The sequence below is a fragment of the Mycobacterium sp. SMC-16 genome (assembly GCF_046250085.1).
Taxonomy (GTDB): Bacteria; Actinomycetota; Actinomycetes; order Mycobacteriales; family Mycobacteriaceae; genus Mycobacterium; species Mycobacterium phocaicum.
In genome coordinates this window covers 3032117-3045836 of the sequence record NZ_CP176427.1, presented here as the reverse complement: position 1 = coordinate 3045836, position 13720 = coordinate 3032117, and the positions used below count along the sequence as shown (strand labels likewise).

Sequence of the window (13720 nt, the reverse complement as noted above, 5' to 3'; positions counted from 1 at the left end):
GCCGGTCCCGGTCGCCAGCTTGGCATTCTGCCGCACCGGCGTCGCCAACTCGCGTCGACCGATCAGAGCTCCGTTGCCGGGGCGATTCGGACGTCGCTGTCCGCTGTTGACGCGGAGTGCCGAGACAACGAACGAATGGTATGTTTTGTCGTGATGTGGCATTTTCAGCAAACGTAGCGCCGCATCCCGCACGTCCTCGGTTCGACGTTTCCGGGAGCTATCCGGGCCGACCCCTTGGCGCGGGGTGCTCAACCCGGACCGGGGTCGGTGGTGGCACGGCAGTTGATTGAGTCCTTGCACGTTCGCTGGAAAGAAGACGCTTGAGTACCCGACTGAATCCACGGCTCTGGATCCTCGTGGCGTTTGCCGGATTCTTGTTGGTCAGCAACTCCGCTCTCGGCGCACCGCCGACCCACGATTCGATCGACTACCGCGAGATCGCGAGCGCGGCACCCCATCTGCCCCATGGCCACATCGGCTCGGCCTATACCGGCCGATTTGTCGTCCACTACACCGTCGGGCTGTTTTCCTGGGCCACGGGGCTGCCGCTCGGCGCGGCATACGCTGTAGCCCTCGCGGGGGTGCTCGTGGTCCTCGGTGCGGTGATTCTTGCGCTGCTTCAGAGTTGCTCGTTGGGCGAATTCAGCATTGCCGCGGGCTTATTGGCTCTCAGCCCGTATGCCCTGCGGCCCTACCTCATCCAGACGAGCATGCTGGGCGATCTGGTATTTGTGATCGGGCTGGGTGCGAGCCTTTACGGCGTTCGCAGCAGACGGGTACCTCAGGTGTTGGCCGGCCTGGTCGTCGCGGTTCTCGGGCGACAGAGCGCGATCGGTGTCGCACCGGTGTTGGCGCTGTGGGTCTTGCTGGATCCGGCCTGGCGGTCATCGGTATCGATCCGCGTGCGCGTCACGATCGCTGCCGTCGCGGTCGTCTTGACCACGGCGCTCTACAGCGGAGTCAGAGCGTTTACCGCTCGCTTCACCATCCCTTACGAGCCGTCCCTCCTGCACGACTCAGTCCTGAAACGAATCGCCGACTTACCCGCTGCCGCTTCAGAACTGATCACCCACGCTGCGCGCACCATGGCCCCGTTGATCGTGCCTGTCGCCCTGATCATCGTGCTCGTCATCAGCCTCGGGTGGCGCCGTGTGACGTTCCGGTGCTGGGGTTCACTGGTTGTCGCAGCGTCATTGGTAGTTCAGCCGTTGATGATCGATCCGGCCTGGACCGGGTTCGCACACAATGAACAGCGCTTGGCCGCGTTGGCACTGTTGCCGCTGTCGTGCGCTGCTGCCGATCTGCTGGGTCTTGCACACCGCAGTGACATGCCGCGGAGCCGAATCCTGATCACGGTGGGCCTATTGGCCATCGGCTCGCTTCATCATGAGTTCAGCGTCGTCGGGCCGACGTCTCTCGGCACGTTTCTTGCCATCCAGTTCGTCGTCGCGGTGGCAGCGTGCTGGTTGGTGCTGCAGACGAAGCCCACCGCGACACCCGCTCAACCATGATGGGATCAGTCAGCCGTCACTCCCAGTCGCATCGCGCCGGATCCCTCATGCCGGGCTGGCGCCGTTCCACGTGGCCAGGAATTGCAGTGATGTCCACGGGATGTGACTCATGTTGTAGTAGTCCCATGCGATGCCGGCTCCGGTGTATGCCGCATTTCCGGGGTCCAGTTGGCCGATCAGCGCCAGGGGAGCGCCGCCGGCATCCCCGATATACCCGCCGTACGTCTGCAAGGTCTTAGCAATGACCTTCTCTCCGGCCGTAATTCCCGGAATCGCATCGACGTTGATCGACGGGTCGAGGATGAACCGGGTTCCCTGGGGAATGAGCGGCGTCGACGCCAACGCATCGGATTTCACGGCTGGGTAGACGTAGGAATTCGCCGCAAAGGACGACGAGAAGAACAACGCATGGTTGAGACCGGTGTTGTTCGCCGCCGCAGCGCTGAACTCGTCGGCCATGACGATTCCCGCCAGCCGCGAGAACCCGGTGGCGGTGGCCGAACCGGACGTGTCAATCCCGTTGCCGGTCAACGAAGTCATGCCGCCCCACGATGCCGACCAGGTATTCGACGTTGCGTTGTACTTCGCCTGCCACAGGCCGAATACCATGTTGGTGACTGGGTCGACCACGACGAGATGACCGTCGCTGCCCGTAGGAACGGGGGTGCCGAGCGGAATCGGAACCTGATACGTCCCGAACGGACTGGGCCCCCAGGCCGGGGCATTGGTGAACTGGATGGTGTAGCGGGGCGTGTTGGCCGTGACCTGAGATGCCTCGACCACGCTGACACTGTAGGCGTTGATGTCGAAGACGTGCTGACCCCCCGAAATCGCAGCGGCCCACGCTGCCGAATTGGTGTTGAGTACCGCTCCGCCTGATATCGCGTTCCAGAGCCAGGTCGCTGAATTGAATTCCGGCACAGTCGGTGTCGTCGGGGTGGTCGTGGCGAGGATAGGCACTGACACCGACACCGTGGCCGACAGGCTGCCATCACTGGCAGTAACAGCGAACACCGCGGTCTTGGCCCCGTCAGCCTGTCCGGCGGCGATTCGGGCAACAGATGTCGGGGTGAAGGTGTAGTTGCCCGCCGAAGTGACCGTGACAACGCCGGCAGTGGGCTGAGTGATGCTATAGGTGAGCGAATTGTTGTTGGGATCAACGAAGTTCAGCGTGCCACTGACTGCACCGCTGGCCGGGTCGGGTGTGCCCACCGTGGGAACTCCGGCAACGGGCGGACTGTTGAGGTTCAGCACCCGGACAGCGTTGTCGGCCATATCGGACACGTAGAGCTGCCGGCCATCCGGGCCGGATGCGATGCCGTGCCAGTTCGACTCTGGCGCGCTGTCGATGGTGAGAGCGCCCACCACCCTGTTGGTGCTGATGTTGATCACAGACACCGTGTCTGTGGCATTGGCAGCAAACAGCATGGTGCCGTCGGGGCTCAGAGCGAGACCGAGGGGCTTGCTACCCATCTGGATGGTCGACACCGACCGCGCTGCCACGGTGTCGACCACCGACACCGAGTTGCTGCCGTTGTTCGTGACGTACACCTGGCGGCCGTCGGCCGAGACAGCCACTCCGAAGGGGTTGCTGCCCACGGCAATCGAGGCCACCGTCTTGTTCGTTCCGGTGTCGACCACCGAGACCGACTTGGAATTCCAATTTGCGACATACAGCCGGGTTCCGTCGGCCGAGAGCGCCATCGCGCGCGGGCTTTTACCAACCGAAATCGTGCTCAGCACCTTCGGGGTCGCTGTCGAGGTGTCGATCACGGTTACCGAATTGGTTCCCGAGTTGCTTGTGTACAGGCGTTGACCATTCGCGGACAACGCGATGCCGTAAGCCGTTCCACCTCCGGTATTCACCGTCGCCACAACGGAGTTCGTGGTGAGGTTGACCACCGACACTGCGCCGTTTCCGGCCACATACGCGCGGCTGCCATCGCTGCTCAGCGCAATCGCCGAAGGCGAGCCGACAACCGGGATGCTGGTCACCGCGCCGGTGGTCCGATCGATCACTGACAATGTGGAACTGCCCGAATTGGCGGCATACACCTTGGTGCCGGATACTGCGAGCGCGACCGGGCCGGTGCCCACGGTGGTGGGCGTTGCCGACGGGACAATGGTCGCGGGTAAGACTGGCACGGTGACGGTTACCGATGTCGAGGTGGAGGCGTTGCTGACGGCGACTGTGAAGGTGTCCTTGGTGGCTCCGCCCGCAAGTCCGGCGAGCACTCGGCCGGCCAGACTCGGCGTGTACGTGAATGCGCCCGTCGCGGCGTCAACCACAACGGCTCCGCTGCTCGCTGTCTGGCCGGAAAGCTTGTAGCTCAACGTGTTTCCGGCGGTGTCTGTGCCGTTTATCGATCCAGTCACCACGCCCGTAGTCGGGTTCGGCGACGTCTGCGTGGGTGATGCCGTCGGCGGAGCCGTGACCGCCACCGCGGTCAACGGTCGAACTGCGGCCGTTGCGGCGACGGTAGTCGCCGCCGTCTGAGTCTGTTGGCGACGCGTCCAGGCCAGCAGGCCCAACTGCGCAGCCGAGTCGAGCGGTACGAGTGGTGTGTCCATTGGTGCGGTGGGGCCGACAGTCAAAGTCCCCGCGCTCAGATTTGTGAGCGGCGTGGTTGTTGTCAGAGAGGTGTTGTAGTGCGAGACGGCCAGTCGGTCGATGTTGGCGCCTCCGGCCACGACAGGCGATGGTGCTGGGGGCGCCGCAGCGGCGGAGGACTTCCGGGCCGCGGCTGAAGCCGCTGCCGGGCGCGGGGCGGCACTGCCATCTCGCGACGGCGTGGACGCGGTCGAGTTCACCACCGGTCGACTGCTCGGCGAATCGTCGTCGTGGCCTTTTGGGGCACTGCCGGCGCCGCGGGGCCCGGGCCGCCGCTTGGCGGGGGTGTGAGTCTTATTGGGTGCCCCGACCCTCTGGCTGCTTGTCGTCGGCGCGCCGACGGATGCGGATTTGGGCGGATTCGACGATGTCGCACCCGAATCGGTCTCTGCCGTTGCGATACCCGGCACGGCGGCGATGGCCATACCGACCCCGAGCGCAACAGCCAATGCCCCTACGCGTCCGATGCCCAATCCGATGTCCATTTGCCCGGCCTTTCGACGCTGCATGCGGTTTTGAGCTACGAGGTCCGCAGTTGTCGCAACGATGATGGCGAGCATTGACGGTGGTGTATCGAGATTCGCAAACAATTCCAAAAGTCTGAACCACGCTGCGCCACAACAATATTCGCCATAATTTGAGAAATTGACGTAGATGACGAGAAGTGTGCAGTACGCAGCCAAATCAGACCATGAGTATTTATTTGCTAGGACGTCAGTTTGTTTTCAATCGGACCTGTTGGTCGGCGTGACGGCGGCGGCGGCGACGTGCAGCGCACAATCTGGTACTCGCTTTTGCTGAGACCGCGCTGGCGACCATCACTGCCGGTCACGTAGATAGGCTGCGCCTCGGCGCGGCTGATTCGTCCGGACCATGGGATCAACGGCCGTGAAGAGGCCTGGTCACCTGAGCGTAGGCGGACTGTTCCTAGTCGACGTCGCGCGAAGCACGAAATTGCGAACCGATACGGGTTCAGCTCGCCAGCACTTGCAGACTGCTCCATGGGATGTCGGGCATGCTGTCGTAGTCCCACCGCAAGCCAGCGGACTGGTATACGGCACCGATCGAATTCGCGGCCGCCGTGGTGTCCCGCTCGAAGCTTACGCTGATCGACGATCCGCCCCTGTCCATCACGTAGGCGCCATAGGTCTGCAGCGCAGTGGCGACGGTACGTTCGGCTGGCGTGAGACTCAATGACGCGAGGTTGACCGATGGGTTCAGCCGTACGCGCGCGCCTTCGGGTATGCAATTGGTTGCGGTCGAATTCCCGTCGGTCTTGAGTGCGGGGGCGCGATATATAGATGCGCAGACGTTGTCGGTCTGCAGTGCCAAGGCGTGGGTGATGCTGCCCTGTTGAATCTCGGCGACCCGAATGACTCCGGCGAGTCGCGATGCGCCCGAACCGGTACTGGCTCCGCCCCAGCCGGATCCGTCGAGGCTGTTCACCGCACCCCATGAGCTCACCCACGAGGCGCCGGACTGCCTGGCTTGCCAGAACTCGTAGATGTTGCGGCTGGCTTCGTCGATGACCACCATCGCACCGTCCGATCCTGGAGATGGAACTGCGCCAGACGGGATCGGGATCTGGTGTCCGGTGAATGGGCACGGTCCCCATGAGCTGATGGTGCAAGCGACGCTGTAGCGGGGCGTCGACGTGGTGGCCACGTAGATCGGCACCGCGTATTGAACGAGGTTTGCGTAACCGGCTCTATTGCGCGCCGCGTATGCAACCATGTTGGCGCTGTTGGGATCTACCGGTGTCGCGGTGCTCAACGCGGTGCGCCAAGTGCTCGTCGACGTGAACGGCACGCCGGCGGTCCCGGTGCCGGCCGGCACGGGCGGTGGCGTGGTCGTGGACGAACCGGCCAGGGTCATGGTGATCGTGTCGATGAGCAATGCGCGAGTGCAAGTGCTCGTCGAATTGTCATTGGTGAACGTGATCGTCAGAGCGTGTGATCCGGCAGGCACCGTGCGATTCGTGCTGAAGTTCGTCCACGTCGTCTCTTTGACACTGGTCTTGATGACTCGCGAACCGTCGATCGCGACCACCATGTTGGGTGAGCCGTTGCAGGGCACGCCTCTGGCGCGCACTGTGATGGTCGCAGCGGCGGTGACGGGCATGGACAGCGTTGCCGTCGCAGTCCCTTTGGCGATGAAGGCAAGTGCTGCTCCGCTCGTCGCGGTGCCGTCAGAGAGCGCTGTCGCGGATCCGGTGGGTGACACAGACAAAGTGGTTCCGGCGATTGCGGCGTCCGCTGCGTGGGCTGGTGCGGCTACGGCGATCGGAAACACCACTGCGACGGCGAGCGCGGTCCATCGGCGAACTGCCATGACGCGCTCCTGAGGTTGTGGCGATCAGAACGTGTCACATCCTGCAGTCAAGTCGCTATCAAAACAATGGTCCCAGCTATCACTTTGATAACAAACCGCATTTGGCGAGATGGTTTTCGCGTATTGACGGTATTGTATGTTTCTCCTCGGTTACGTGGCATTAGCCACCAATGACCACTCAGCCGTGGGTTGTTCCCGAGCACACCGCCACGACCACTGCGGCAGCGTGGCAGTCTGAGTGCGTCAGTGACACAGATATTTGGTTCCAGCCCTGCTCTGCTGCCAGCATCGCCGCAGCGCCGAAGAGTCGCAAAGCGGGCAGTCGGGCAGTCGTGACTATCTCGATTTCGCGCGGCGCAAAGGCTGCATCAGGCTGCGAAAACGCCTTGATTGCAGCCTCTTTCGCGGCAAATCGAGCAGCGAGGCGGGCCACCTGATCGGGGCCGGCGCACGCCGCCTGCTCATCGGCGGTATATATCTTGTCAAGAAACCGCTGTCCGAACGCTGACAGCGAGTGCTTGATCTCCCCGAGGCTCACGACGTCGCAGCCCACCCGAATCTGCGCGCCCGGAACCTGCGCCTCAGGCGGGTTCATTCGCATGTCTGGACGGGAACGCGGGTGATCAGATCTATCGAATCGACTGTGCCGGTGGGCCTTTCGCTGCCGCCCTCGCGCGCCAGGAGAACTTGGTGGGGCAGCCGCGGTGCCAGGTCGAAATAGTTGTCACCGGGTGTCCAGCCGGGAATGTCGACCTCGACATAACGGAGCGCGACCTCTGACGTCACATTCAGTACCCAGTTGTCGGGCGATGATCTCGACACCATGGCCGTCACTGCTGACGCGGCTTGCCCGACTCTCGGGTTGATCACCAACACGTCGCGCGCGGTGCGGGCGTTGTCGAACACCGCGACGGCTTGCACTGCGTCTGCGGACGGCGGTCCGAAGCGGAACGCATGTGACAGATCGCGAAAGTGACCAGATATCTCGGAGTCGAAGTATGTGACCGACGAAGCGGGCGGCACCGCCACACGGCACGTCGCATCGACCGCGATACCTGTGAAATTCGTTGCAGTCAATCTCAATTCGCCGTTCAGCGGCGTACTGGTGTCGTTGTGTACGTCGATCCGGATGCCGGCCAGCCCATCGTTCGCGACGATGACCGACACCGGTGCCCAGGTGCGGGCCAGCACTGCTAATGCCGCTTTGGCCCCGCCGTCGGAGTCCAGGAGGCCCCAACCGGCGCCGGGCACCAAGTCCCTGCCGGACAACACCAGAGCGCCCCCGCAACCCGAGTCGGAACGTCGCCAGAAGCCGAAACATTCGCGCATTGTGCCGGCGACGGCAAGTCGGCCCAGTTGGAGGTACCGTTCGGCACTGGTGCGCCGAACCTCCAGGACGTCTTCCCCGAAGATCTCACGGACGTAGAAATCCCGAACGTCCTCGAAGTCCCACGAGGATCCCCGGTCTCGGGGCACACCCGCTTTCCAATCCGGATGGTGTCCAGCAACGCTTGCAGAACCGAAATGCCTTTCCACATGAGCGGACTCGGGTGGATTGGAGAACGCCAGGCTCTCGGCTGCGAATCGGATCCCCGCGCTGCGCACGTCCGCCAGCGGCCGCAGGTAACCGCCCACCCCGAACCATCCGGCCACACCGGTGTCGGGGCGGATAGCGAGCTGCGCGCTGCCAGGGGCGGGTGAGGGCGAAGATCGGACATAGTGGGCATCCGAATGCTCTACGACGACCGCAGGGAGCAGTGTGTCGATGACTTCAATGGCGGATTCCTGTGCGCTCAGTCCGAGCATCTCGGGCTGCTGGAGAGTCTCGCTACCACCGCTGACCACCGCCAGTGCGGGGTTCCCTGACACTCGACGCAGAACTGATCCCAATTCGCGCGCGATCAACTCGCCCTGCTCGGCCGGAGGGTCGAACGTCGCCAACATCGCATCCTGCCAGACCAATAGACCCGCTTCCGCACACGCCTGCCAGAACTCGTCTTGTTCGAATGCCAACCCGCCGACGACCCGTACCATGTTCGCGCCAGCAGAGGCGAAAGCCATTACCTGAGAGCGAATTTCCTCGTCTTCTGCGTACATCCGGAACGGGTCCGGCGGGGACCAGGTCACGCCTCTGCAGAATATCGGGGTGTCGTTCACGGTGATCTGGAATCCGTCGGTCGATACCGAAACCGTCCGGAACCCGATCAGCTGATCAATCATCTCGACGCCGTCCGCTGCCACGCGGACCCGGTAAAGATGCTGAGGGCCATAGCCGTTAGGCCACCAGCGTACGGGGTCGGCGACCGCGACATCGATGTCTACGGCGCCATTGGTCGGTGGCACCGAATGTTCAGCAATCAGGCTGCCGGCCGGATCGAACAGGGCGATATGGATCGACTTCGCATTGGTGGTTCCGGCGATGGTCAGGATGTCGCCCTCGACCCGCGCCACGATGTCCGTGCGCAGGCGCGCCGGGATCACTTTGACTGGACGCCAAATACCCACGGGAGCAGGGGTGTTCCCATACACGGGGGCGCGCCCGAGCAATGTGGTCCGCGCCCAGCGCAGGCCCGGCGATGCGACCATTGTTGAGCGCCAGCGGCCGCGCGGGCGCCGAGTCTCCAGCCAACGGTTCAGCGAACCGAAGCGGATCACCACTTCGTGTTTGCCTGCCTCGCAATCGATCCGGACCGGTAGAAACATCGACTCACATTCGATGACAGGTGTACGGTCCAAGAACACGATCGCCGGGAACGTCAGGCCGGCGAACGCGACATCAGCTGCCTCGTCAACGGTGAACGTGGTACGGCACCACCAGTCGAAATCATCCGGGTTACCGCTCTGGAGGCCGGCCACTGTCGAGGGTGCGTCCAGAACTGATGCCGCTTCCCACTGATCGGCCAATTCGTCGGGGTGTATGAATGCATCAGGCGCGCAACGCAGGACCTGCCACCGGGCCAGCATCGGCCTAACCTACCGCGTCGGCTATGACCTGGATTCCGATCTGCCAGTCCTGGGCCATCGAATCGAGCGCCGGAGTCACGTCCACCTTGCGGCCGTTGGCGACACGAGCCATCTTGAACTGCACCGATTTGGCGTTGCTCGCCACATTGCGCAGACATCCGGCGGCGACCGCCGCGCCCGGGAACTCGGTGTCGAGATATTCGGCCAAGTCGGCGAGCAGCTCAGCGGTGGCGCCACACTGGCGCAACGAAGCGAACGCCCATAGGTGAAATCGTGCGATACCGGCCTCGGGTAGCCAGCTGGCGGCATTGTGGACGCAGGCGGCCAGTCGATCGACCGGATTGCCGCGCGGTCGGCGACGCAGGTGGTCGCGCACGATGGCGGGAAGAGCACCGGGTTCAGCCCAATGCGGGAAGTGCCGGATCACCTCCATGTATGGCGGAAGCGGCAGCGCGGATTCCGCGGTCAGGCCGAAGATGCCATCGAAATCTTCGCCGGTCAACTCGAACAGCCCCGCGTTGTGCAGGTACCGCAGCTCACGCGCGGGACGGTCGATCCAGATCGGGGTGATGGTGGTTTTGACGTGCTCTGCGCGGTACGCGGTTCCAGCCGTATCCGGCAGCCACCAGCTGTCCACCTCAACAGTGTGGAGCACACCGCGCTGTGGGCCTGTCTCCACGATGTCTAGAACGGGAAGCCACACGTTTTCTTCGCCGACCTCCAAGCCGTACAGCCGCCGCAGCTCGTCGGGTTGCTGCTTGCCGAACGTCCAGGACAGGCCGTCGTGATCGGCGGACAACAGTGCTGCGAACGCGGGAACAGGGTTCAGCCCAAGGCAATTCAGTATCTCGATCCAGAGATCCAGGTAGCAGTTGGTCTCGGTCCAGATGCGGTCGGCGCCGTGCGTGAAATGCTGTGCATGGCTGGCGGGCGTTGCGTCGATCCGCAGGGCTGTCGCTGTCTGGGGCACCGCGGCAAGTGTCACGGTCGTCACCCAGCGAGGCTGGAGACGACCGCCTCGATGTTCTTGATCGAGGCGAACGTGGATTTCTTCAGTGCCTCGTCGGGAAATTCGATGTCGAACTCATCTTCCAGAGCCAGCATCACGTTCACTGATGCATGTGACGTCAATCCGAGTTCGTAGAGGTCGGCATCATCGGCCACTCCGGTTGGGTCGACGGCCATCCGACCATGGGCCGCCAGGACCCGCTCAATAGTCTCCCGCATGGGGCTATCATACAGGCCAAACTGAATTTTGAGTTAGCTGTCAGTGCTGTAGCGAATGGCATTCCACCACGGATTCGGAATGCGTCGAGAACTTTTGGGGGAAGCGTCCATGTCCGACCGTGACGGCGTCGCAACGTTGAACCAGGCTGTGGTGCCCGGCCTCGCCGAAGCTGTGCAAGCGGCGGCCGCGGCCGCTGACGACGTTGATCGGGACGCGCGCTTTCCTCACGAGGCTGTCGAGGCTCTCAAGCACGCAAAATTGTTGTCTTGTGGCCTGCCGGTCGAACTTGGGGGCCGGAACTTCCCAATCGGCCGGTTGGCTGTCGTCGCGCGCGCCCTGGGTGGCGCCTGCAGCGCGGCGGGCATGGTCTTCGCAATGCATCAGACGCAGGCGCTGGTGCTAGCCAAATATGCCCGATCGGGGCCGCCCGCCGAGCTGACAAAGTTGATTGCAGCAAATGAATCACTTATTGCTTCAGCAACCACTGAGGTGACTACTGGTGGCGATCTGGGTGCATCCACGTGCGCGGTGGTGAGCGACGGCGATGGCGTGCAGTTGGAGAAGAACGCACCAGTCATCTCGTACGCCGAGCACGCGGACTACATCGGTGCCACGGCGCGACGCAATCCCGACGCCTCGGCGAATGATCAGGTACTACTGCTATGTCCCGCCCAGGACACGAAATTGGAGCGCACCAGCACATGGAACACCCTGGGATTTAGGGGGACATGCAGTCCGGGCTACCTTTTGTCGACTCGGACGTCGCCCGACAATGTGATCCAGGCCGACTTTGCCAGCATCCTCGCCACGACGATGCTGCCTGCGTCGCACACGCTGTGGGCGTCAGTGTGGCTGGGTATCGCCGATGCTGCCTACGCCAAGGCGCGTAGCACCGTTCGGCAAGCTGCGCGCAAGTCGCCCGGCAAATCCGTACCGCAGGCGACATTGCTGGCCGATCTGACTGTCGCGCATCAGGGTTTCGAGTCGATGGTGCAGCACGAAGTGCGGCGGTATCAGGCGCTGGTCGAGTCAAACGCCGACGAGGCCACGATCAGCTTCACCCTCGCGATGAACAATTTGAAGATCGCGGCGTCGACTGCTGTCATCGAAGTGGTCACCGACGCTCTGAGGATTGTGGGACTCAATGGATATCGTGAGGACCATGCATTGTCCATGGGACGTCTGCTGCGGGACGCGTTCGGACCGCAGCTCATGGTCTCCAATGAGCGCATTCGCTTGAATAACGCCAACCTCGTGTTGGCCTACCGGGGGTAACGATCAGCACATGGTTTCCGATTCACTCGAACTCGCCCGCAAGGAATTTCGCGATTCATTGACTGAAGCCGGGTTGCTCGTCCCGCTCGGGATCGACGGGTTGTATGGCCGCAGCGGTGCCTTCGAGAAGATCATCGATGGTATCGACATCGCGGTCCGCGCCAAAGGTGCCGAAGTGCACGGTGACAATGCGGTGGTTCTGCGTTTTCCACCGCTGTATCCGCGCGAGGCGTTTGAGAAGACCGACTATATTGCGTCCTTTCCGAACCTCACCGGCGCCGTGTCGACATTCACCGGCGGCAACGCCGAGCACCGGGCCCTGCTGGCTGATCGTGATGCCGGCATGTCCTGGGACGGGCATCTGAGTCCGGCCGGAACCATGCTGGTTTCGGCCGCATGCCACCCCAGTTATGGAACGTTGCCGAAGGTGCTGCCGGAAGGCGGTGCGCTGATGGACATCTACGGCTACTGCTTCCGGCACGAACCAGCGATCGATCCCGCACGGATGCAGGCCTTCCGGATGCATGAGTACGTTCGTGTCGGTTCGCCTGAACAGGCTGAGGTGCACCGTAATTCGTGGGTGGCGCACGGCATGGACGTACTGACATCGCTCGGGGTCGATGCCCGCTCGGAAGCTGCCAATGATCCTTTCTTTGGGCGAGCCGGCCGGATGCTGGCGGCCAACCAGCGTGACGAGAACTTGAAGACTGAGTTGGTTGTGCGCCTCTACGGGGATCTCGACGAGGGCACCGCAGTTGTCTCAGCCAACTGTCACCGTGACCACTTCGGTGAGACCTTCGGCCTCTCGACTTCCGATGGTGCGACGGCACACAGCGCCTGCGTCGGGTTCGGGATGGAGCGAATTGCGCTGGCGCTCCTGGTGACTCATGGTCTCGAGACGGATTCGTGGCCAGCCTTGGTCCGGAAGCAACTCGGATGGTGACAGGGCCGTCCATCGCTGAACCGATTGCTAACAGTCGATATGCGCTATGCGTTGATCCAACCGCTCAGATGCATCGTCCTGCCCTCACGGCATGAAGCGGAGACGGTCGACACCGGCAGTGTCGTCCAGTTTCGTGTGCCGACGACCGAGTGCGACGCCAACCATGGTGAGGATCAACATCCCGGTAACGCCGGGGAGTGCACCACTGATCAGACATCCTCCTCCCGGTATATCCGGATCTGACAGCCCCGGAATTGGTGCCTGCGAGGAGACTGTAAGGGGACTGCGCACGCCATCTGCTGGCGATGAATAAGTCGGCATGAACCGGGTGATATCGACGGCTTGTAGCGTGCCCCACCGTGATGGGCCTGCTACCACGTCGGTGTCTCTGGTGGTGGCCGGCCAGGTTCGCCCGCGGACAGCGCGCCGCACGCTCACCGGTGCGATGTCAGCCGATGGCATTGAAAGGTCGCCTCGCTGCCGTGCACTCGACTGCGGGCTGGATGTCAGCGCGGAGTTCATGGAAATCGGGAAGATCGTGGTGTCCTGCTGACGAAGCGAACGGGCATCGACTCGACTGGGTTCGTTAGATCCGGCAACTGGTTGATCCGGAGATAGCGGCGCGGTCTCCAGTGGGCGGCTCTTGTTGGTTGGTGCCTTATGCGCGGGTACGTTGGCCGTACGCAGCGATTTACGCGGTCGGGGAGACGGATTGGCGGACATCAGCGGTGTCTGCTGGGCATCACGGCCATCACTCATCGCTTTCGACACATGTGCACCGTGTACCGAATGACCATGTGAGGCGCCCGATGCCGCTGGCCGTGCATCGTTCACCAGCGGCGGCGGCTGATCTGCCT

The 13720-nt window shown here is 62.9% G+C and carries 9 protein-coding genes and 1 pseudogene; 3 read left to right on the top strand and 7 right to left on the bottom strand.

Annotated elements, in window-relative coordinates; translation table 11 throughout:
- Positions 1-320: 320 nt before the first annotated feature.
- Positions 321-1511, top strand: a complete 1191-nt coding sequence (locus tag ACJEIK_RS14710) for a hypothetical protein (protein WP_131808814.1) — start codon at positions 321-323, stop codon at positions 1509-1511.
- A gap of 45 nt (positions 1512-1556) precedes the next feature.
- Here ACJEIK_RS14710 and ACJEIK_RS14705 read toward each other — a convergent pair whose 3' ends face one another.
- The 7 genes and pseudogenes from ACJEIK_RS14705 to ACJEIK_RS14675 all read right to left on the bottom strand — a co-directional run bounded on the left by ACJEIK_RS14705 (position 1557) and on the right by ACJEIK_RS14675 (position 10644).
- Positions 1557-4805, bottom strand: a complete 3249-nt coding sequence (locus tag ACJEIK_RS14705) for a beta-propeller fold lactonase family protein (protein WP_406804873.1) — start codon at positions 4803-4805, stop codon at positions 1557-1559.
- 289 nt (positions 4806-5094) lie between these two features.
- Positions 5095-5658, bottom strand: coding sequence for a hypothetical protein (locus ACJEIK_RS14700; RefSeq protein ID WP_234789731.1), 564 nt, complete (start codon positions 5656-5658; stop codon positions 5095-5097).
- Between the two features lie 393 nt (positions 5659-6051).
- Positions 6052-6174, bottom strand: a pseudogene (locus ACJEIK_RS14695) (hypothetical protein); the annotation flags it as partial.
- Positions 6175-6631: 457 nt separating this feature from the next.
- Positions 6632-7054, bottom strand: coding sequence for a holo-ACP synthase (locus ACJEIK_RS14690; RefSeq protein ID WP_234789729.1), 423 nt, complete (start codon positions 7052-7054; stop codon positions 6632-6634).
- Positions 7045-9417 carry a hypothetical protein gene (locus tag ACJEIK_RS14685; protein WP_064860120.1) on the bottom strand — a complete coding sequence of 791 codons (2373 nt, stop codon included), beginning with the start codon at positions 9415-9417 and terminating at the stop codon, positions 7045-7047. The genes ACJEIK_RS14690 and ACJEIK_RS14685 overlap by 10 nt, the downstream gene beginning before the upstream one ends.
- A 4-nt stretch (positions 9418-9421) precedes the next feature.
- Positions 9422-10411, bottom strand: a complete 990-nt coding sequence (locus ACJEIK_RS14680; protein WP_234789728.1) for a DUF1839 family protein — start codon at positions 10409-10411, stop codon at positions 9422-9424.
- Positions 10408-10644 (bottom strand): acyl carrier protein, encoded by a 237-nt coding sequence (locus ACJEIK_RS14675; RefSeq protein WP_064860119.1) that lies wholly within the window; start codon positions 10642-10644, stop codon positions 10408-10410. Before ACJEIK_RS14675 ends, ACJEIK_RS14680 begins: the two co-directional genes overlap by 4 nt.
- A 109-nt stretch (positions 10645-10753) precedes the next feature.
- Between ACJEIK_RS14675 and ACJEIK_RS14670 the strand changes: the two genes are divergently transcribed.
- Positions 10754-11920, top strand: coding sequence for an acyl-CoA dehydrogenase family protein (locus ACJEIK_RS14670; RefSeq protein ID WP_064860131.1), 1167 nt, complete (start codon positions 10754-10756; stop codon positions 11918-11920).
- Positions 11921-11930: 10 nt separating this feature from the next.
- A complete protein-coding gene (locus ACJEIK_RS14665; protein WP_064860118.1) occupies positions 11931-12863 on the top strand; it encodes an amino acid--[acyl-carrier-protein] ligase in 933 nt (310 codons plus the stop codon).
- Positions 12864-13720 lie beyond the last annotated feature (857 nt).

What these genes read in the sequence shown, in the direction of transcription:
- ACJEIK_RS14690 (WP_234789729.1), bottom strand. Translation starts at nt 7,054, where the DNA reads ATGCGAATGAACCCGCCTGAGGCGCAGGTTCCGGGCGCGCAGATTCGG.
- ACJEIK_RS14675 (WP_064860119.1), bottom strand. Translation starts at nt 10,644, where the DNA reads ATGCGGGAGACTATTGAGCGGGTCCTGGCGGCCCATGGTCGGATGGCC.
- ACJEIK_RS14685 (WP_064860120.1), bottom strand. Translation starts at nt 9,417, where the DNA reads ATGCTGGCCCGGTGGCAGGTCCTGCGTTGCGCGCCTGATGCATTCATA.
- ACJEIK_RS14700 (WP_234789731.1), bottom strand. Translation starts at nt 5,658, where the DNA reads ATGGTGGTCATCGACGAAGCCAGCCGCAACATCTACGAGTTCTGGCAA.
- ACJEIK_RS14670 (WP_064860131.1), top strand. Translation starts at nt 10,754, where the DNA reads ATGTCCGACCGTGACGGCGTCGCAACGTTGAACCAGGCTGTGGTGCCC.
- ACJEIK_RS14665 (WP_064860118.1), top strand. Translation starts at nt 11,931, where the DNA reads ATGGTTTCCGATTCACTCGAACTCGCCCGCAAGGAATTTCGCGATTCA.